This is a genomic window from Amycolatopsis coloradensis, assembly GCF_001953865.1.
GTDB classification, from domain to species: domain Bacteria; phylum Actinomycetota; class Actinomycetes; order Mycobacteriales; family Pseudonocardiaceae; genus Amycolatopsis; species Amycolatopsis coloradensis.
The window spans coordinates 90,501-108,521 of the sequence record NZ_MQUQ01000021.1 but is presented as its reverse complement, the minus strand read 5'-3'; the positions used below and the strand labels follow the sequence as shown (position 1 = coordinate 108,521).

The 18,021-nt window shown below is 68.7% G+C and carries 20 protein-coding genes; 11 read left to right on the top strand and 9 right to left on the bottom strand.

Features of this window, described 5'->3' with window-relative positions; all coding sequences use genetic code 11:
* Nucleotides 1-5 precede the first annotated feature (5 nt).
* From BS329_RS34980 to BS329_RS34965, 4 genes are all read left to right on the top strand, one after another.
* Nucleotides 6-398, top strand: a complete 393-nt coding sequence (locus tag BS329_RS34980; RefSeq protein WP_076166957.1) for a cupin domain-containing protein — start codon at nt 6-8, stop codon at nt 396-398.
* 112 nt (nt 399-510) lie between these two features.
* The gene (locus BS329_RS34975) at nt 511-1,701 is read left to right on the top strand and encodes a YbfB/YjiJ family MFS transporter (protein WP_076166954.1); all 1,191 of its coding nucleotides are present in this window, start codon (nt 511-513) and stop codon (nt 1,699-1,701) included.
* A gap of 39 nt (nt 1,702-1,740) precedes the next feature.
* Nucleotides 1,741-2,529 carry an enoyl-CoA hydratase gene (locus BS329_RS34970; RefSeq protein ID WP_076166950.1) on the top strand — a complete coding sequence of 263 codons (789 nt, stop codon included), beginning with the start codon at nt 1,741-1,743 and terminating at the stop codon, nt 2,527-2,529.
* 275 nt (nt 2,530-2,804) lie between these two features.
* A complete protein-coding gene (locus BS329_RS34965) occupies nt 2,805-4,115 on the top strand; it encodes a KamA family radical SAM protein (protein WP_208619322.1) in 1,311 nt (436 codons plus the stop codon).
* Between the two features lie 168 nt (nt 4,116-4,283).
* Here BS329_RS34965 and BS329_RS34960 read toward each other — a convergent pair whose 3' ends face one another.
* Complete coding sequence (locus BS329_RS34960) at nt 4,284-5,027, bottom strand: dienelactone hydrolase family protein (RefSeq protein ID WP_076167169.1); 744 nt, start codon at nt 5,025-5,027, stop codon at nt 4,284-4,286.
* Nucleotides 5,028-5,155: 128 nt separating this feature from the next.
* Nucleotides 5,156-5,920, bottom strand: coding sequence for an MBL fold metallo-hydrolase (locus BS329_RS34950; protein WP_076166947.1), 765 nt, complete (start codon nt 5,918-5,920; stop codon nt 5,156-5,158).
* 85 nt (nt 5,921-6,005) lie between these two features.
* Here BS329_RS34950 and BS329_RS34945 point away from each other — a divergent pair, with 85 nt between their 5' ends.
* Nucleotides 6,006-6,638 (top strand): CGNR zinc finger domain-containing protein, encoded by a 633-nt coding sequence (locus tag BS329_RS34945; protein ID WP_076166946.1) that lies wholly within the window; start codon nt 6,006-6,008, stop codon nt 6,636-6,638.
* Nucleotides 6,639-6,831: 193 nt separating this feature from the next.
* Here BS329_RS34945 and BS329_RS34940 read toward each other — a convergent pair whose 3' ends face one another.
* On the bottom strand, nt 6,832-7,965 hold the full coding sequence (locus BS329_RS34940; RefSeq protein WP_076166943.1) for an FAD-dependent oxidoreductase: 1,134 nt from the start codon (nt 7,963-7,965) through the stop codon (nt 6,832-6,834).
* Nucleotides 7,962-8,636, bottom strand: a complete 675-nt coding sequence (locus tag BS329_RS34935) for a TetR/AcrR family transcriptional regulator (RefSeq protein ID WP_076166940.1) — start codon at nt 8,634-8,636, stop codon at nt 7,962-7,964. The genes BS329_RS34940 and BS329_RS34935 overlap by 4 nt, the downstream gene beginning before the upstream one ends.
* Nucleotides 8,637-9,363: 727 nt before the next feature.
* On the opposite strand from BS329_RS34935, the gene rox reads away from it, so the two are divergent.
* Nucleotides 9,364-10,803 carry a rifampin monooxygenase gene (gene rox / locus BS329_RS34930; RefSeq protein WP_076166937.1) on the top strand — a complete coding sequence of 480 codons (1,440 nt, stop codon included), beginning with the start codon at nt 9,364-9,366 and terminating at the stop codon, nt 10,801-10,803.
* Between the two features lie 26 nt (nt 10,804-10,829).
* On the opposite strand, the gene BS329_RS34925 is transcribed toward rox, so the two are convergent.
* Nucleotides 10,830-11,276 (bottom strand): Lrp/AsnC family transcriptional regulator, encoded by a 447-nt coding sequence (locus tag BS329_RS34925; protein ID WP_076166934.1) that lies wholly within the window; start codon nt 11,274-11,276, stop codon nt 10,830-10,832.
* A gap of 92 nt (nt 11,277-11,368) precedes the next feature.
* Here BS329_RS34925 and BS329_RS34920 point away from each other — a divergent pair, with 92 nt between their 5' ends.
* The 3 genes from BS329_RS34920 to BS329_RS34910 all read left to right on the top strand — a co-directional run bounded on the left by BS329_RS34920 (nt 11,369) and on the right by BS329_RS34910 (nt 13,891).
* Nucleotides 11,369-12,235, top strand: coding sequence for a TIGR03619 family F420-dependent LLM class oxidoreductase (locus BS329_RS34920; protein WP_076166931.1), 867 nt, complete (start codon nt 11,369-11,371; stop codon nt 12,233-12,235).
* On the top strand, nt 12,235-12,660 hold the full coding sequence (locus BS329_RS34915) for a nucleoside deaminase (protein ID WP_076166928.1): 426 nt from the start codon (nt 12,235-12,237) through the stop codon (nt 12,658-12,660). The genes BS329_RS34920 and BS329_RS34915 overlap by 1 nt, the downstream gene beginning before the upstream one ends.
* A 118-nt stretch (nt 12,661-12,778) precedes the next feature.
* Nucleotides 12,779-13,891: a tyrosine-type recombinase/integrase gene (locus BS329_RS34910; RefSeq protein ID WP_158075856.1), complete on the top strand. Its 1,113-nt coding sequence runs from the start codon at nt 12,779-12,781 to the stop codon at nt 13,889-13,891.
* Here BS329_RS34910 and BS329_RS34905 read toward each other — a convergent pair.
* Nucleotides 13,882-14,070, bottom strand: coding sequence for a hypothetical protein (locus tag BS329_RS34905; protein WP_076166921.1), 189 nt, complete (start codon nt 14,068-14,070; stop codon nt 13,882-13,884). The genes BS329_RS34910 and BS329_RS34905 overlap by 10 nt on opposite strands.
* Before the next feature lie 25 nt (nt 14,071-14,095).
* Here BS329_RS34905 and BS329_RS34900 point away from each other — a divergent pair, with 25 nt between their 5' ends.
* A complete protein-coding gene (locus BS329_RS34900; RefSeq protein WP_076166918.1) occupies nt 14,096-14,608 on the top strand; it encodes a CGNR zinc finger domain-containing protein in 513 nt (170 codons plus the stop codon).
* On the opposite strand, the gene BS329_RS45270 is transcribed toward BS329_RS34900, so the two are convergent.
* The 3 genes from BS329_RS45270 to BS329_RS34890 form a co-directional block, all read right to left on the bottom strand.
* On the bottom strand, nt 14,605-14,733 hold the full coding sequence (locus BS329_RS45270) for a hypothetical protein (protein WP_279628239.1): 129 nt from the start codon (nt 14,731-14,733) through the stop codon (nt 14,605-14,607). The genes BS329_RS34900 and BS329_RS45270 overlap by 4 nt on opposite strands.
* A 17-nt stretch (nt 14,734-14,750) precedes the next feature.
* Entirely contained in the window at nt 14,751-15,986 is a 1,236-nt protein-coding gene (locus tag BS329_RS34895; protein ID WP_076166915.1) for a hypothetical protein, read from the bottom strand.
* A 366-nt stretch (nt 15,987-16,352) separates the two neighbouring features.
* Complete coding sequence (locus BS329_RS34890) at nt 16,353-16,925, bottom strand: TetR/AcrR family transcriptional regulator (protein WP_076166913.1); 573 nt, start codon at nt 16,923-16,925, stop codon at nt 16,353-16,355.
* Between the two features lie 84 nt (nt 16,926-17,009).
* On the opposite strand from BS329_RS34890, the gene BS329_RS34885 reads away from it, so the two are divergent.
* A complete protein-coding gene (locus BS329_RS34885; protein WP_076166910.1) occupies nt 17,010-17,960 on the top strand; it encodes an NADP-dependent oxidoreductase in 951 nt (316 codons plus the stop codon).
* Nucleotides 17,961-18,021 lie beyond the last annotated feature (61 nt).

Sequence of the window (18,021 nt, the reverse complement as noted above, 5' to 3'; positions counted from 1 at the left end):
GAAGCATGCCAGACGTCAAAGCATCCAACGTACCGAACGTCGGGACAACGACAGACGCTGTACATGTCCAGGGAAACATCAAGCGGACGCTTTTGGAGAAGACCGAATTCCCCGATGGCTACGTTCTCAACACGAGCATCATCGAGGTCCCGGCCGGCACGAGCGCGTCTCCGCACACCCATCCCGGTATCGAGACCGGCTACGTGATCGGTGGCGAGTTCTACTTGTGCATCGAAGGCCAGCCTGACCAGCATCAAGTACTCGGCAGTTCTTATACGATTCCCGCCGACGCCGTGCATTACGCGAAGGTGCCCGGCCCTGATCCGTTGAAGGTGCTGTGCTTCTTCGTCGTGAACGACACCAAGCCCCTCGCCACAGTGGAAAAGACCGCTCCGTAACGGCGAGCGGTAATATTTCGTCAAGCCTGGTGATATTTCTTCGAACCGTGTCTTGAGGTAATGGGCAGTGGCAGCAGATTCACCCCCGAAAGCCGACGACAGTCGAAAGCGAATGCGGAGGGAGGTCATCACAGCGCTGGGGTTGTCCGGGGGTGCGGCGGTCGCTTTAGGGCTCTCCCGGTTCTCTTACGGCTTGCTGCTGCCGCCGATGCGTGCGGATCTGGGATGGACGTACGTCGAAGCCGGCGCGATGAACACCGCGAACGGCGCGGGGTACATCGTGGGTGCACTCGTAGCGGCATGGATCGCTTATCGCTGGGGCATGGCGCGTGCGTTTCTCCTGGGTTTCGCCGTGAGTGTCGTGATTCTGCTGGTGACCGCGACCACCACAGATGTGTTCGCCCTCATAGCCTTGCGGACCATCGGAGGCGGTTCGACGGCTCTCACCTTCATCCTGGGTGCCGGATTGGCGTCCGCGATCTGCCCGGCGCAGGATCCGCGCCGACGCGGCACCCTTGTCGGTCTCTATGTCGCGGGCGTTGGTGTCGGCATTCTCCTGGCCGGCGTGGCCATTCCCATCGTTCTGGGCAGCGGCGTGCAGCAGTGGCCAGAGGGGTGGATTGTTCTCGGCCTCATCGGCGCCGCGTGCCTGCCGGCAGCTTGGTGGGCCGCCCGTAGTGTGCGAGAACCTGCGGGCGGCCGCATCGCCTTGCTGGGAGGCCGGGAATTCCGCCGGATCGCGCCCACGTTCATCGGGTACGGGCTGTTCGGAGCCGGCTATGTCGGCTACATGACGTTCATCATCGCGCTGTTGCAGGAGCAGGGCCGCAGCAGCGGACAGGTGATCTGGTTCTGGTCCGTGCTGGGGCTTGTGTCGGCCGTGGCGACCCTGCTGTGGGGAAAGTTGCTCGGGGCCATTCGGGAGTCCCGGGGGCCGTCCATGGTGTTCGCGACGGTCATGCTGGGCACGTTGCCTGTTCTTGTCTTTCCCACGAGTCCGGCGGCGATGTTCCTGTCCGCGATTCTTTTCGGGGGCAGCTTCTTGGCAGGTCCGACCGCGATCACCATCGTGGCACAGCGGCAGCTGCCGGTCTCGTCGTGGACGGCGGCCATCGCGTTGCTGACTGTCGCGTTCGCGTTCGGGCAGGCCGTCTCCCCGATGTTGGCGGGGGCGATTTCCGACGCCACCGGGAACATCTCTGCCGGCTTCTGGGTGTCGCCGGTATTGCTGGCGGCCGCCGCGGGAGTGAACCTGATGCAGCGTCCGGCCGCTGATCGTGAGCCGATCGTACGACGGATATAGCGGTCGGCCCGCCTGACCCCGGAGCCCAGGAGGAACGGCATGCCCTACGAACACCTACTCGTCAGTGTGCACGGCGAAGGTCCGCTGAAGACCGGCCTGGTCCAGCTCAACCGGCCGAAGCAGATGAATGCCCTGAACGACCGGGTCATGGACGAGCTGGGGGCGGCGCTGCTGGCCTTCGACCAGGACGAGAGCATCGGCTGCATTGTGCTGACGGGTACCGACAAAGTATTCGCCGCTGGAGCCGATATCGCGGAGATGGCGGACTACGACTTCATTAAGGTCTACAAAGCCAACTTCATCTCGCGCAACTGGGAAACGCTGGGCCGAGTAAGGAAGCCCGTCATCGCCGCGGTGGCCGGCTACGCACTCGGCGGCGGCTGTGAGGTGGCGATGATGGCGGACTTCATCATCGCCGCCGATACAGCCAGGTTCGGGCAGCCCGAGCTCACGGTAGGCCTCGTGCCTGGCGCCGGCGGGACGCAGCGGCTTCCGCGGGCAGTCGGCAAGGCCAAGGCGATGGACATGGTGTTGACCGGCCGGATGATGGATGCCGCCGAGGCCGAGCGCGCCGGGCTCGTGTCGCGTGTGGTGGCCGCCGACGAGCTGATGCAGGAGGTGTTGAGCGCGGCCGACACCATTTGCGGCCTGGGCATGCCCAGTGTGATGCTCGCCAAAGAATGCGTGAACAGGGCGTTCGAAGGCGCGCTGTCCGAGGGGCTGACCTACGAGCGGCGCATGTTCCATGCGTTGTTCGGCACGGAAGACCAGCACGAAGGTATGGACGCCTTCCTCGCCAAACGCACTCCACAATTCAAGCATCGCTGATACCGCTGGTGTCGTTGTCAGTCGACTGACCAGCAAGGCCTTTCCGGCGGGTCGCCGCGCGGCGGCTATCGCGATGGCTTTCTTGACGCTCTTTTCTCGAGGAGGAACACGACGACCATGAACGCTGAGCAGCGAAGACGCTCTCACTGCGCCGACTCGCCGACCCTGCCCCACGTGGCGCGGGAGCCGTCCAGGATTGAAGAGGGCTTCGCGGCCTTCGTCAGCGGAGTGAAGGTGCGCACGTGACCCTGATGGATACCACCCAGACAACCTCCATGAAGCGCGGATTCCGTGCCTTCACCGCGAGACACCTGGACCAGCTGACCGCCCGGGCGGGGCTGCCGCCCGACGAGCGGCTGGCGGTGCGAGCCGTGGCGGAAGTCTTGCCGTTCCGGACCAACAACTACGTGGTCGATGAGCTGATCGACTGGTCGTCGGCCCCCGACGACCCGATATACCGGCTGATGTTCCCGCAGAAGGACATGCTGCCGGAGGAGGACGTCGCCCATATCGCCGGCCTGCTGCGACGCGCCGCACCGCAACACGAGGTCCAGCAGGCCGCCCATCGGGTGCGGATGCGGCTCAACCCGCATCCGGCGGGTCAGGTGCAGCTCAACAGCCCGGTCATGGACGGGCACGTGCTGGAGGGCATGCAACACAAGTACCGCGAGACGGTGCTGTTCTTCCCCCGCCAGGGGCAGACCTGCCACGCCTATTGCACGTACTGCTTTCGTTGGCCGCAGTTCGTCGGTGAACCTGGCTTGCGGATCGCGGCCGACGGTGGCGTCCAGGCACTCGTCGACTACCTGCTCGCCCACCCCGAGGTCACCAACGTGCTGATCACGGGTGGCGACGCGATGATCATGAGCGCGTCGGTGCTGCGGCAGTATGTGGAACCTTTGCTCGCGCTCGGGCAGATCGAGTCTGTCCGGGTCGGTACCAAGGCTCTGGCGTTCTGGCCGCGCAAGTTCGTGACCGACCCGGACGCCGCGGACCTGCTCGCGCTTTTCGAGCAGGTCGTCCGCTCGGGCAAGAACCTGGCCCTGATGGCCCACTTCTCTCATCCGCGAGAGCTCGAAACCCCGATCGTGGAGCAGGCGATCGCCAGGATCCGGAGCACCGGGGCCGTCGTCCGCACCCAGGCACCGCTGATCCGGTCCATCAACGATTCGCCGGAGGTGTGGGAATCGATGTGGCGCAGGCAGGTGCGCCTGGGCATGGTCCCGTACTACATGTTCGTGGAGCGCGACACCGGTCCTGCGGACTACTTCGCGGTGCCGCTGGTGCGCGCGCACGAGATATTCCGCGGTGCCTATGCCGCGGTCTCCGGCCTGGCGCGGACCGTGCGGGGACCCTCCATGTCGACCACGGCGGGCAAGGTCTGCGTGGACGGGGTGGCCGAACTGGCGGGCCGTAAGGTGTTCGCCTTGCATTTGATCCAGGCTCGCGATCCCGACCTGGTCGGCAAGCCCTTCTACGCCGAATACGACCCTGCCGCGGTCTGGCTGAGTGATCTCAAACCCGCCTTCGGTGACCGGTTCCCCTTCGAGGAAAGCCCCGCTCGCGAAGTGTCCGTCGGCCGGTAGCCGCGGTCCGGGTCGCTCGATCGGGTTGGTTCCGCGCCACGAAAACGCGAGCGTCGGTGCCCGGACTCGTGGTGAACGCGAGACCGCAGCGAGGCGGCTTCCGTGACCGGCGGCGTCTACCTCCAGGAACGGAGAACCCGGGTTCCGCGATGTCTGGATCGAACGGCTCTAGGTCAGAGTGCGGCTGAGGAGGTCGAGCAGCCGGTCCCAGTGGCGCCGGGATCCCTCGGGGTCGAAGGCTTCGGTGTCGGACATGGTGAAGCCGTGGACGGTGCCGGGGTAGATCTCGCAGGTGTAGCCGACGCCTGCGGTGTCGAACGCCTGGCTGATCTCGGCGATGGCTTCGGGCGTCATGTCGTTCTCGGCGAGGCCGAGGTGGACTTGGGCGGTGAGGTTCGGGATCTGGCGGTGCGGGCTGTCGGGTGCGTCGGTGACCAGTGCTCCGGGGTGGAATCCGGCGACGGCGGCCACCTGGCCGGGGTGGGCGGTCGCGGTGCGCATCGCGAGGACGGCGCCCATGCAGTAGCCGATCGCGGCGACAGGTCCGGCACCGACGTCGGGCCGGGTGGTGAGAAAGCGGAGGAAGGCCTCGGCGTCGCGCAGGGTGCGTTCGGCGGTGTGCGCGTCGACCAAGGGCATGATCTCGCCGAAGAGCCCGGACCGGTTTTCGGCGGTGATGTGCTCGGGGAGGTCGAATACCGGTGCCGGGCGGTGGCGGTAGAAGACGTTGGGGACGAGGACGTAGTAGCCGTGCCCGGCCAGTTCGGTGGCCATCTCCCGGAGGACGGGTCGCGGCCCGAAGGCGTCCGGGTAGAGGAGGACGCCCGGGTGCGGCCCGTCGCCGTCCGGGGAGGCGGCGATGGCGTCGGCCTGACCGTCCGGGGTGGGGATCTGCACTGTCGTGGTGGGAATGACGGTACTTCCTTTCGAGGAGGAGGCCGTGCTCGCCGAGGACCGGGCGGAGCGTGCCGTTGAGAACGTAGACCCAGTCGTATCCCTCGTGGGTGCGCAGGTCCGGCTCGGCGTCGTCGTCTCCCCTGTCAGCCGAACCGCAGCCGATCCGCCAGACCGGCGGCGGTGAACGCGGCCACCACGTCGTCGCGGCTTTCGGTGAAGTGGCCCCAACTGTCGATGTGCACGGGGAAGACCGTGCGGGCGCCGAGGATTTTCGTCGCCTCGACGGCCAGAGCGCTGTCGAGCACGAGCAGGGCGCCGTCGAAAACCGGCTTCAGCCTCGGGGCCCCGGCGAAGAGCACGGTGGCGTCGACCGGGCCGAACCGGTCGGCGACCTGCCGGACGGCGTCGAGCGAGGCGTTGTCGCCGCTGACGTAGACGGTCGGCAGGTCCCGCGCGGTGAGCACGAAGCCGACGACCTCGCCGGTGGCCTTCTCCGCGCCTTCCGGTCCGTGGAGCGCCGGCGCGGCGGTCACGGTCACCACTGCCCCGTCCGGCCGGGGCAGGTCGACCGCCTCCCAGGTCTCCAGCCCTTTCGCCGTGCCGCCCAGCCGTCCCGCGCCACTGGGCGTGGTGAGCGTCAACGGCACGTCGGCCAGCAGCGCCCGGCCGGAGTGGTCGAGGTTGTCGGGGTGCTCGTCATGGGACAGCAGGACGGCGTCGACGCGGCCGAGGTCGGCGGGTTTCGCCGAAGGCGGGGCCGTCTTGGTCAGGCCGGGTCTTCCATCGGGTCCCTCGTAGTGGCCGGGCTCGTCGAAGGTCGGGTCGGTCAGGAACCGCAGGCCGCCGTACTCGATCAGCGCGGTCGGTCCGCCGAAGACCCGGACGGAGAACTGCTCGCTGGCTGCCATCTTTCACCTCACGGATAGACTGGGTGCTTTCCGTGAGCGACGCTAGCCTGTTCTCACGGAAGAGTGCAACTGTTTCCGTGAGGACATGGCGGACGCCTACCATGAGGCCGTGGACGACACCGCCGGTACCGATCTCGACGCCGCTGTCCCGCCGCCCGCGCCGGGCGCGGAACAGTACGCCGCGCTCGCCCTCGCCAACACCGCGATCGCGCTACCCGGCGGGCAGTTCGTCGATCTCCTCGGCAGCCCGTCCGCCGCGACGGGCTGGCTCGCCGACAGGGGACTCGCGCCGATCGACGCCGGGCTGCGGGAAATGTGCGCGTCGCTGGTCCGTTCGCTGCGCGAGCAGGTGCGGGTGCTGCTCGCCGCGCGGTCCTGCTCGGAACCGGCTCCGCAGAGCGCGCTCAACGCCGTCAACGACGCGCTGAGCAAAGCCCCCACGGCGGAACTCCTGCACTGGGACCCGGCCCGGGGGCTGTACCGCACCGCGTCGCATCCGATCACGCAGATCGTCGAACACGCGCTGGCAACGCTCGCCGCCAACGCCGCGGACCTGCTCACCGGGCCCGACGCCGAGCGGATCGCCGCCTGCGGATCGGCTCCCTGTACCCGGTTCTTCCTGCGCAACGGACGGCGTCAGTGGTGCTCGGTCCGCTGTGGGGACCGGGCTCGCGCCGCCCGCGCCTACGCCCGGCGCTCCCAGCACGAACCGGCATGAGGCTCGATCCGGTTTAGCGAAGATTGCTCGCGGAGCTGTGTCGCCACCTTGTGCACGAACGGGTATTCGCCAAGATCGAGCCGTGACCACTGCGCCGCGATGCCTGCCAGGAACTCCGATCGGTCCGCCTCGCCGTCGGTGAGGAGCCCGCCGGCATTCTTCCGGCCACCCAGTGTCCATCACTGGCTCCCCCTCAGCGGTACGACGCGAACAATTCCAGCAGGGGCTTCGGGGAGTCTTCGGCGAAGCAGACGAGCAGGCTTTGGGCGGACTCGGTCGCCGAGGCCTCGCTGCGCGGGAACAACGCCTGCTCGTACGTGCCGAGCGCGGCTTCGGCGTCACCGGGATGAGTGGCGAGGGCAAGGCCGAGTTCGGCGCCGTCTTGCATGGCGAGGTTGGCGCCCTCACCGGCGAACGGCGACATCAGATGGGCGGCGTCACCGAGGAGGGTGACGCCGGGGACGCGGTCCCAGCGGTGGCCGGTCGGCAGCGCGTGGATCGGCCGCGGGGTGAGGGCGCCGTCCGCGTCGGTGATCAGCGCCCGCAGTCGCGCGTCCCAGTCGCCGAAGTGCTCCAGCACCGCGGTCTTCGCGGCGGCGGTGTCGCTGAAGTCGATCGTGGAGATCCAGTCTTCGGCGGTCTTCAGCGCGATGTAGACGTGCAGGCTGCCCGTGGAGTCGTAGTGGGCCAGGAAACCTTTGCCCGCACCGAGTGCGAAGAACATGCCGCCTCCGACGAGCGCGGTGTTCGCGGGGTGGTGGTTCTCGGCGTCGTGGAGGTGGACCTCCACAAAGGAAACGCCCTCGTAGGCCGGTTCCGCGTCGGAGACCAGGGGCCGGACCTTGGACCACGCGCCGTCGGCGCCGATCAGCAGGCCCGTGGTGAAGGTCGTCCCGTCGGCCAGGGTGACCTCGTGCTCGCCGCCGCCGAGCGGGCGGGCACCGGTGATCTTGGCGCCCCAGCGCACCGTGCCTTCGGGCAGTGAGCCGAGCAGGAGGTCACGCAGGTCTCCACGGGCGATTTCGGGACGGCCGCCGTCATCGTCGTCGGCCTCGTCGAGATGCACGACGGCGTGCTGGTCGAGGATGCGCATGGCCTCGCCACCGGGGTGCACGAGCGCGCGGAATTCCTCGTGGAGACCGGCGGCCCGGAGTGCTTCCTGACCGGATTCCTCGTGGATGTCGAGCATGCCGCCTTGCGTCCGGGCGGACGGTGAGGCGTCCAGGTCGAACACGGCGGCTTCGATGCCGTTGACGTGCAGGACGCGGGCCAGGGTGAGCCCGCCGAGTCCCGCGCCGATGATCGCGATGGGGTGACGTGTGGTCATTCCGGGTTCCTTTCGGGTGGCACGGCGGTCCGGGTGATTCCGGTGATCAGCACCTGGAAGCCCCAGGACGACCGCTGCGCGGGATGTCCGGCGAGCAGGTCGGCCGCGTGGGCGGCGATCTGTGGATGGGTCGTCTCGTCGGCGTCCCGCACGGCGCGGGCGAGTGCGTCCCAGTCGTCGTGGGATTCCTGGTCGGCGTGCTCGGCCGCGGTCGCCGTGGCGTGCTGCAAGAGGATGTCGATGCCCCAGGCGCGGCGTTCGGGCGGCACGCCACCCTCGGCGAGGAGCGCGAGCAGGTTCTCGACCAGGGCGAGATAGTTCTCGCCGCTCGGGCGGGCCACCAATGCGGACAGGGCGAGCCCGGGGTATTCGAGCAGTGTCGAGGTGTAGGCCGCGAGGAGTCGCTCGAGCCGGTCTCGCCAGCCGCCTTCGGAGGACGGTTCGGGAATCGTGCCGAGGAGTTCGTCCAGGATCGCCGCGTGCAGTTCGGCGGTGTTGCGGACGTAGACGTAGAGGGAGGCCGCGCCGGTGTCGAGTTCCTGTGCCAGGCGGCGCATCGTGACCTTCCGCAGGCCTTCCTCACGCAGGATCCCGACAGCGGCGGCCACGATGCCGTCGCGGCTCAGCGCGGGTTTGGCCGGTCGCTCCCGGCGGCTCTTGTCTGGTGCCATACGACCACTGTAACGAACATGTTCGTTACGAACAAGTTCGTGATGACTGCGGGGATGTGCCGTTCGGTGTCGGTCGCCACCATCGCCCTCAGGTTGTGAAACCAACCCGTATGCGCTTCACGCCGCCTTTCGACGCGTTCTTCTCGACCTGCCGTACGGTCGGACGACGTGGAATTGTGTTGTGCGACAGGGCGGGTACCGCGGTGCCGACATCACGGTCGTCGGATTAGACGAGTCTGTTCACCGCTGACCGGGAATGTACTTCGTTCGGTGTCTCCCTCGTCGAGCCGAGGTGGTAGTCGAGATCCTCGGTGATCTCTCCTTCTCGATCACCGACGACCAAGTCTGCCGGGCGGAGCGCTGCTGGGGCGAACTGATGGCCGCCGCGGCCTTGAGTCGCCGAACCGTCATGGAGGTGTGGCGGGCGCTGCCTGCGCCAGGAACTGGCAGGACTGCGCCCGATCAGCCCGCCCGAGGCAGTCACCGCGTCCCGTCGCCGCGGAACGACGATGATGATCGAGTTGGATCCCGACTGCTTTGGCGTGGACGCCGACATCGAGGCGGTCGGCTTTTGTCCCGATGACGAGTGCGCGGCCTGCGTAAGGAGACTGCTTGGAAGGGCCTCTCCCTGCCACTTCCAACGTATAGCGCACCCCGGGGCTTGCGGCAAGCCCCCTGGCATACCGCAGAATCTCCCGCCGTGGCAACGAGAACACAGGGGGAAACTTTGATCGACGTGATCATCGCCGGTGGCGGGCCGACCGGCATGATGCTGGGCGCCGAACTGCGGCTGCACGGTGTCCGGGTGGTCGTCCTGGAGCGGGATCCGGAGCCGACCAAGGTCGTCCGCTCGCTGGGCCTGCACGCGCGCAGCATCGAGGTGATGGACCAGCGGGGTCTGCTGGAGCGATTTCTGGAGCACGGCAAGCAGGCGCCGATCAGGGGGTACTTCGCGGGCATCGTCAAACCGTCGTCGTCGTTGGACAGCACGCACGCCTACGTCCTCGGTATTCCCCAGCCCGTCACCGACCGGCTGCTGCTCGAACACGCCACCGAGGTGGGCGTCGAGATCCGGCGCGGGCGCGAGGTGACCGGGCTGAGCCAGGACGAAGACGGGGTGGACGTCGAACTGGCCGATGGGACGCGGCTGCGCTCGCGTTACCTCGTCGGCTGCGACGGCGGCCGCAGCACGATGCGCAAGCTCCTCGGCGTCGAGTTCCCCGGCGAGCCGACCACGGTCGAGACACTGCTCGGCGAGATGGAGCTGACCGCGGACCAGGAGACCGTGCTCGCGGTGATGACCGAGGTCCGCAAGACCCAGTTGCGTTTCGGCGCGGGCCCGATCGGGGACGGGGTGTACCGGGTCGTCGTTCCCGCCGACGGAGTGAGCGAGGATCCCCGGGTCCCGCCGTCGTTCGACGAGTTCAAACGGCAACTCGTCGCCACCGCGGGGACCGACTTCGGCGTGCGTTCCCCACGTTGGCTGTCCCGGTTCGGTGACGCGACCCGGCTGGCCGAGCGCTACCGGGTCGGCCGCGTGTTCCTGGCGGGCGACGCCGCGCACGTCCACCCGCCCGTCGGCGGGCAAGGACTCAACCTCGGTATTCAGGACGCCTTCAACCTCGGCTGGAAGCTGGCCGCGGCGATCGATGGCTGGGCGCCGGAGGACTTGCTGGACACTTACCACTCCGAACGGCATCCGGTGGCCGACGGCGTCCTGAACAACACTCGCGCGCAGATGCTGCTGATGTCGCTCGATCCGGGCGCCCGGGCGGTGCGGCGGCTGCTGTCGGAACTGATGGACTTCGAAGAGGTGAATCGGTACCTGACCGAGAAGATCACCGCGACCGGGATCCGCTACGACTTCGGCGACGGGCACGAACTGCTCGGCCGCCGGATGCGGGACCTCGAACTCGGCCTGGGGCGGCTCTACGGGCTCATGCGCGGCGGCCGCGGCCTGCTGCTCGACCGGACCGGCCGGCTTTCGGTACAGGACTGGGGAGATCGGGTCGACCATGTCGTCGACGCCGGTGGGGACTTGGAGGTGCCCGCCGTGCTGCTGCGCCCGGACGGTCACGTGGCGTGGGCGGGCGAAGACCAGCAGGAGCTGCTCGTGGCGCTGCGCCGATGGTTCGGGTGGCGAAGGAATTCATCCGCCCAAGGCTGACATCCGGGGGCCCGTGGCCGTCGTGGTCACGGGCCCTGCGGCCCCCGGTAGGGCAGCGTCTGGTTGTAGACGATGTTCGTGTTCGTGCTCCCGAACAGCGCCAGCTCGTTGACGATCTCCTCCAGCCTTCCCATCGACGGCGCCGCGATCTTCAGCGAATAGCAGTCGTCACCGGTCGTACGGAGGCATTCGAGGATCTCGGTCCGTTCAGCCAGGAGTTTGTGCAGCGGCGCGTGCTTACTGCCCGGGTACTTCAGCCGCACCACCGCGAGCACCACGTACCCGGCCTTTTCGAGGTCGACGTCGGCGCGATAGCCGGTGATCACCCCGGCCGACTCCAGTCGCTTGACCCGGTCCGTCGTCGCCGACGCGCTCAGGCTGACCCGCTTGCCCAGCTCGGTGAGCGGGAGGCGCCCGTCCTTCTGGAGTTCGACCAGGATCGCCCAGTCCGTCGCGTCGAGAGTCTCGGCCATCGGGCCAGAATACCGGCAGATCCACGGCGCGAAGCCCGTTACGCCGGGAAAGATCTCTTCCCGGACTTCCGCCGCGCCGATAGCCTTGACCTGTGCGAATAGGTGTCAACGTCCCGAATTTCGGACCGGGGGCCGACCCCGGAATCCTCCGCGGCTGGGCCGCCACGGTCGAAGGTCTCGGCTACGACCTGCTCATGGTGTCCGACCACGTCGCCATCACTCCCGACGTCGCCGAGCAGTACCCGGCGCCGTTCTACGAGCCGTTCACGACGCTGTCGTGGCTCGCCGGCGTGACGAGCCGGATCCGGCTGGGCACGACCGTGCTCATCGTCCCGTACCGGCATCCGCTGCTGATCGCCCGGATGGCCGCGAACCTGAACCAGCTCAGCGGCGGACGGCTCGTGCTCGGCGTCGCGTCCGGCTGGGCCCGCCAGGAGTTCGAAGCGCTCGACGTCCCGTTCGAGCAGCGGGGACGGCTGACCGACGGCCATCTCGACACCGTGCGGAAGGCGTGGGCGAACGACGCCGACTACCGGGCGGGTGACATCCCGATCTGGGTCGGCGGAAACAGTGACGCGGGGATCCGCCGCGCCGTCCGGGTCGGTGATGCGTGGCATCCGCTGCGGGCCACGCTCCCCTGGCTCACCGAAGCGCTCACCAGGGTCAAGGCCATCGCCGACGCCCACGACCGGCCGGTCCCCGCGTTCACCCCGCGGATCCTGCTGAACATCACCGGACGTCCGGTCACCGGGCCGGACCGCCTCGCCGGGGAGGGCACGATCGAGCAGATCGTCGACGACCTCGACCGGCTTCGCCACCTCGGCGCCGAGACGGTCGTGCTCGACCCGTTCTCCGGCGACCCCGAAGAGACCCTCCGTCCGGAAGCCGCCTGGCAGGCTTTGGCGACCGTGGCCGCACACTGGGAACTGGGCCGATACCGAACCGAACAGGACCGATGATGACCGAAGAAGACGAGAAATTCCTCCGCCGCGCCATCGAACTGGCCGCCAAGTCCCGTGTGGACGGCGACCCGCCGTTCGGTTCGCTCCTCGTCGGCCCCGAAGGCACGGTGCTGGCCGAGGACCACAACACGACGGTGTCGCAATCGGACATCAGCCTGCACCCGGAGCTGAAGCTCGCCGTCTGGGCCGCGCGGGAGCTGGAACCGGCCGTCGCGGCGGGGACGACGATGTACACCAGCTGCCAGCCGTGCGGGATGTGCCAGGGCGCCATCGAACGCTCCGGTCTGGGACGAGTCGTGTTCGCGCTGTCGGCCGAGCAGATCACCGCGCTCAAGCCGCCGTCCACCGCGCCGTCGGTGCGCCTGGAAGGACCGGCGCTGTTCGACGAGGCCCGCGTCCCCGTAGCCGGGTACTACACCTGACCCCTCCCGCGTTTCGTCCTCTAGTTGCGGTACTCGCACGCGCGACGACCGCAACCAGAGGACGAAACGCCGGTCACGAGCCGGGGCCTGGGATCGCCCCGCGACTAGGATGATCACGATGTCCGCCGAACTCGTGCCCACCTCGCGGGGGCTGCCGGAGACCAGGGCCGAGAACCGGCGGCAGGTCCTCGCCGAAGCCGTCGCGCTGCTGCCCGCGCTCCCCCCTGCCGACCCGCTCGACCGGTACGCGATCCGGCACATCACCGCGCTCTGGCTCGAAACCGACAAGACCGACCACACCCGCCGCGCCTACTACGCCGACCTCTCCGCCTGGCTCGGCTGGTGCGCCCGCACCGGGCTCGACCCGCTGACGGCCCGGCGTGCCGACGTCGACGCCTGGAAGAACACCCTCACCGTGACCGGAAGGGATGGCCTGCCCCGGCCCGCGGCCGATTCGACCGTCGCGCGCACCCTCGCCGGCATCTCCAGCTGGTACCGGTACCTGCAGTCCAACGACATCGCCGACCGCAATCCGGTGTCCGCGGTCAACCGGCCCAAGACCGGCAAGACCCCGCCGCTGCCGGCGCTGGGCGGCGAGTCGACGGCGAAACTGCTCAACCACATGGAGAACCGGGCCCGCGCCAACGACACCGAACCGTCCTGGCGCGACGCCGCCGTCGTCGCGATCCTGTTCTACACCGGCTTGCGCGTCTCCGGCCTGACCACCGCCACCGTGCGCGATCTCGACACCGACGCCGGGCACACGATCCTGCGTTACACCGCCAAAGGCGGCCACCGCGACTTCGTCCCGCTCGTCCCCGCCGCCCAGCATCCGCTGCGCCGCTACCTCGACCTGCGTGCCGCCCGGACCGGTGTCCGCCCCGACGAGCTGACCGGCCCACTGCTCGCGACCATGCCGCACCGCTACGACAGCACCAAACCCGGCGGAAAACCGTTGGCACAGCGCGATGTCTGGTTCCTCCTCCGCGCGCAGGCCCGCGCCGCCGGACTCAGCGAAGCGAACACCATCTCCCCGCACACCGCGCGGCGGACCACCGGAACCCTGTTGCTGGCCAACGACGTCCCGGTCCAGAAGGTCCAGGACCTGCTGGGGCACGCCGACATCCGCACCACCCGCGACCGCTACGACGCACACCGGCACAAACTGGAGACCTCTCCCGTGCACGCGCTCGCGCAACTGCTCGCCGACGCGCGCCACCGTCAGAGCTGAGGCTGCCCCAGCTGGGACTTCGTCGCGCCGAGCACGACACCGTCGACGCGAGCGAGCCAGCTCCCGCACAGACACCGGATGTAGTCGAGGCTCCCCTGGGAGACCCGCTGGGAATTCGTCGCGTTCCTGGGCAGTTCGGCCAGCGGCCACCCACACCGCGGGCATTTGTTCGCTTCCATGCCCCCATCGTGCTGTAATGAGTTAATGCACTTCAACCCTTACGGCGGGGCGGCGGCGCAGATCGCCGCCGAACTGGTGAACCTCGGCGACGCCGCCGGCCCCGCCGAGCTGACCGCGATCTTCAAGGACCGCATGACGGTCGCCGCGGTCCAGGAGCACGAAGCGACCGAAATCTTCGCCTGGACCCGCCGTCTCCGCCATGTCTTCGAAGCGAACGCGGCCGAGCGTGTCGACCTCGTCAACGCCCTGCTGTTCGACTCCGCGTCCAAGCCGTACATCTCCACTCACGACGGCAAAGCTCCCCACCTGCACTACGTCGACGCCCACGCCGGAACCGTCCCCCGGGTCCACGCCTACACCGCGGGCGGGCTCGCGCATCTGGTCTGCGACGCCCCGGACCGCTTCGGCGTCTGCTCCCGCGAAGGCTGCGAAACGGTCTACGTCGACGTCTCCCGCAACGGACGCCGCCGGTTTTGCTCCACCCGCTGCGCGACCCGGGTCCACGTCGCCGACCATCGGACCAGGCAGGCGAGCTAGACCGGCACGCCGAACATGCTGATGTGGAGTGCCTCCGTCGCTTCTTCCACACCCCGGACATCGTCCAGATCGCCGACGGGCATCGGATCGAGGACTGCTTCTTCGGGCAGAGCCCTGCCGGCCAAGAAGCCCCGAAATCCGCCTAGATCGCGTAGCGCCATGCCGTCAGCGCGTGAGCCGAGAACCACGCGCCCAAGACCACCCACACCGCCCCGGCCACCACCGCCGTCGCCGTCCGCCGCTTCGACAGCCCGATCGCGATCGGGATCAGCACCGGGAACGCGGGCAGGATGAACCGGATCTTCGCGTCCGGCAGCCCCCGCGTCCCGATGGCCAGCAACAGCACACCGACGCCGTAGAGCGTCAACGGCCACGGCACCCGCAGGCACACCGCCACCACGGCCAGTGCCACCGCCCCGAGCAGGAACAACACCGTCAGCGTGGAGAACACCGACTCGTCCGCGGTCAACCGCGTCAGCACCGAATCCCAGGTCTCCGCCCCGAAATCGAACTCGGTGTCCCAGCCCCGCAGCTCGATGTCCTGCCACCCGGTCCAGCTCCCCGTCCGGTAGGCCACGAACCCCAGATAGCTCGCCACCCCCAGCGGCGCGATCACCGCGCCCGCCAGCGCTCGAACCCGCTCCTCAGGACGCCGGAAGGCCGTGATCAGCGCCGCGACGACGACCACCGCGACCAGCACCACCGCCGTCGACCTCGACAACCCGGCCGCGAACGCGCACGCCCCGGCCCACAACCAGCGCCGCTCCAGCACACACACCAGCGCCCACACCGCCAGCGCGCAGAAGACAGCCTCCGTGTAAGCCATCGAGAACACGATCGCCATCGGCGCCCCGGCCCACAACGCCACCAGCAGCAGACCGGTCCGGTCACCCCGATCCGCCGACACCGCCCGCCCGATCCGGATCAGCCCGCACGCCAGCACCAGACCGGCCAGCACCGACACCGCCAGCGCCGCCGTCACGACGTCGAGCCCGATCCACATCACCGCCTCGACGAGCCTCGGATACAGCGGGAAGAACGCCATCGGCGCATCCGAATACGGCTGCCTCGCCGCGTCCAGCGTCCCCGGCAGATCGGCGTATCCGTGCACCGCCAACCGTAGATACCACTGCCCGTCCCACGCGGTCAGCCGATCGGTCAGCGTCCCGCCGCGCCGGGCGGCCAGCAGGGCGAGCAACTGGACACTGGCCGTGCGGATCACGAGATACAGCAGGATCGCCCGCGGATACGGCGACCAGGCCAGCCGGTCGAGAACTCTCTCGAACACACGCGCCGGACGCCCCTGCCGGGGCGCCGTCCCGGGACCGGCGGGCTGATCAAGATCGTCGACTTCTCGGAGCACGCTCAGAGTGTCCACAATGTGAAGTTATTTCGCTGTTCGATCGTGGATAATCGCAGTTCAACGCACGTGGGGAAGACCACAAACCAGGTTTGTGACCCCACCTGGTCTTGTGTTTCCCAGCGACCGCCCCCGCTCCTGCGGTCGAAACTTCCACCACCCTCGCCGAGGCCGGCGCTCCGCGGCCGACGCCGAGAAGACCGTCGAAGCCGTTCGCGGCGCGGGCTCCGAGGCCGCCGTCCAGCGCGCCCGGCACATCGGCCACATCCCGCCGTCACCGGCGACGAAGTCACCGCGCTGCTGCGTGAACACCAGCCGACCCCGGACTGATCATCGACGTCAACCAGCGCTACCCGGGGTCCTGACCTGCAGGCAACAGTCGGCTCAGCGGACTCTCGGAGCCGGCAGTGTGACCGCCTCACGCAGCTCGGCGGCGGCTTGGGCCATGAGCTGAGCGAGGGTGGTGTCCGGCTCGGCCAGCCAGCGGGGCATGGCGCGCCGGTGGATTGCCAGCACCACGTCGATGATGAAGCGTGCTTTGCCGCGCTCGACGCCGCGGCGCTCGAGCGCCGGTGCCAGCGCGTCGGCGATGTCGGCGAGCTTGATCAGATCGCGCTCGGCCAGTGCCGGGTTGGCGGCGATCACTCTTCCCCGGCGCAGCAGGAACTCGCGTGGGCGGAAGATCTCCTCGGCGGTTCCCAGCGCGGTCAGCAGCGCCTCAATCGGGGTGAGGCCCGGGTCGGCCGCCTCGACCTGGGCGACAAGGTGGGCCTCGAGTTCGTTGCCGGCGAAGAGGACTTCCCGCTTGTCGGGGAAATATCGATAGAAGGAGCGCTCCTTCAGACCGGCGGCGCCTGCGATCTGCGCGACCGAGGTGCGCTCGAACCCCTGCGTCTCGAACAGCTCGAGCGCCGCGCGTTCGAGTCGGCCCTGTGCGTCGGATTCCCATCGCGGCATACCCACCAGGATACGACAACAGGAGCTGTTATCAGCTGGTACGGTCCAATGACAACAGATGCTGTCATCAGGTAGGAGATCGTCATGAAGGCTCTGCAATTCGACCGGTTCGGCTCCCCGGACGTGATCGTGCTCCGCGACGTCCCACAGCCGGAGCCGGGGCCCGGCCAGATCCGCATCGCCGTGCGGGCGTGCGGCCTGACACCGGCCGACTGGCACGTCGTCGACGGTCTCCTCGCAGACCAGCTGCCACCGCTGCCGCGCGGGCTCGGCCTCGAGGTCGCCGGCACCGTCGAGGCGCTCGGCGAGGGCGTCACCGGCGTCCAGGTCGGCGACCGCGTGTTCGGCCCGGCCACCTTCGACGGACCGACCGCCGGCGCCGCCGAGTACGCGCTGATGCCGGCCTGGGCACGCATTCCCGAGGGCGTCACCGCCGAGCAGGCCGCCGCGCTGCCGATGGCGGCCGAGACGGCGTGGCGCGCACTCGACGACCTCGGCGTCCAGCCGGGCGAACTGCTGCTCGTCCACGGTGCGGGCACTACCGTGGGCGAAGCGGCGGTGCGCTTCGCGCTGCACCGGGGTATTCGGGTGATCGCCACAGCCGGGCCGACTCGGGCCGCCGCCCTGGAGGAAATCGGCGCCCAGGTGACCGCCTACGGCGAGGGCATGGCCGAACGCGTCAGCGCATTGACCCCGGGCCCCGTGGACCGCGCCCTGGACACCGCGCCGACCGGGGGCCGGATCGACCGCGCCGACCAGCCCAGTCCGGTCGGCGGCTCGCTACCGACCTTGATCGAGCTGACCGGGGATCCCGACCGTGTCCTCACCGTCTCGGACTTCGCCGCCGCGGCCGAACTGGGCGTCCGGATCACCACCGAGATCCGCTACGACCAGATGAATGAGTTCGCCAGGCTCGCCGGCGAAGGCATCCTGGTCGTACCGGTCGCCCACACCTACACACTCGACCAGATCCAGGAAGCGGCCAAGCTCAGCCGATCACGCCGGCCCGGCGGCAAACTCATGCTCGTCCTGTGATCGCCCTGCCAGCCTGATAAGCGACCACCTCGACGAGGAACGGGGCCAGGCCTCTTCTCCT

Excerpts from the sequence above, each read along its gene's own strand:
- BS329_RS34900 (WP_076166918.1), top strand. The coding sequence starts at position 14,096 with ATGCACTTCAACCCTTACGGCGGGGCGGCGGCGCAGATCGCCGCCGAA.
- BS329_RS34885 (WP_076166910.1), top strand. The coding sequence starts at position 17,010 with ATGAAGGCTCTGCAATTCGACCGGTTCGGCTCCCCGGACGTGATCGTG.
- BS329_RS34950 (WP_076166947.1), bottom strand. The coding sequence starts at position 5,920 with ATGGCAGCCAGCGAGCAGTTCTCCGTCCGGGTCTTCGGCGGACCGACC.
- BS329_RS34890 (WP_076166913.1), bottom strand. The coding sequence starts at position 16,925 with ATGCCGCGATGGGAATCCGACGCACAGGGCCGACTCGAACGCGCGGCG.
- BS329_RS34945 (WP_076166946.1), top strand. The coding sequence starts at position 6,006 with ATGGCGGACGCCTACCATGAGGCCGTGGACGACACCGCCGGTACCGAT.
- BS329_RS34935 (WP_076166940.1), bottom strand. The coding sequence starts at position 8,636 with ATGGCACCAGACAAGAGCCGCCGGGAGCGACCGGCCAAACCCGCGCTG.
- BS329_RS34970 (WP_076166950.1), top strand. The coding sequence starts at position 1,741 with ATGCCCTACGAACACCTACTCGTCAGTGTGCACGGCGAAGGTCCGCTG.
- BS329_RS34905 (WP_076166921.1), bottom strand. The coding sequence starts at position 14,070 with ATGGAAGCGAACAAATGCCCGCGGTGTGGGTGGCCGCTGGCCGAACTG.
- BS329_RS34910 (WP_158075856.1), top strand. The coding sequence starts at position 12,779 with ATGTCCGCCGAACTCGTGCCCACCTCGCGGGGGCTGCCGGAGACCAGG.
- BS329_RS34915 (WP_076166928.1), top strand. The coding sequence starts at position 12,235 with ATGACCGAAGAAGACGAGAAATTCCTCCGCCGCGCCATCGAACTGGCC.
- BS329_RS34965 (WP_208619322.1), top strand. The coding sequence starts at position 2,805 with ATGAAGCGCGGATTCCGTGCCTTCACCGCGAGACACCTGGACCAGCTG.
- BS329_RS34925 (WP_076166934.1), bottom strand. The coding sequence starts at position 11,276 with ATGGCCGAGACTCTCGACGCGACGGACTGGGCGATCCTGGTCGAACTC.
- BS329_RS34980 (WP_076166957.1), top strand. The coding sequence starts at position 6 with ATGCCAGACGTCAAAGCATCCAACGTACCGAACGTCGGGACAACGACA.
- BS329_RS34940 (WP_076166943.1), bottom strand. The coding sequence starts at position 7,965 with ATGACCACACGTCACCCCATCGCGATCATCGGCGCGGGACTCGGCGGG.
- BS329_RS34975 (WP_076166954.1), top strand. The coding sequence starts at position 511 with ATGCGGAGGGAGGTCATCACAGCGCTGGGGTTGTCCGGGGGTGCGGCG.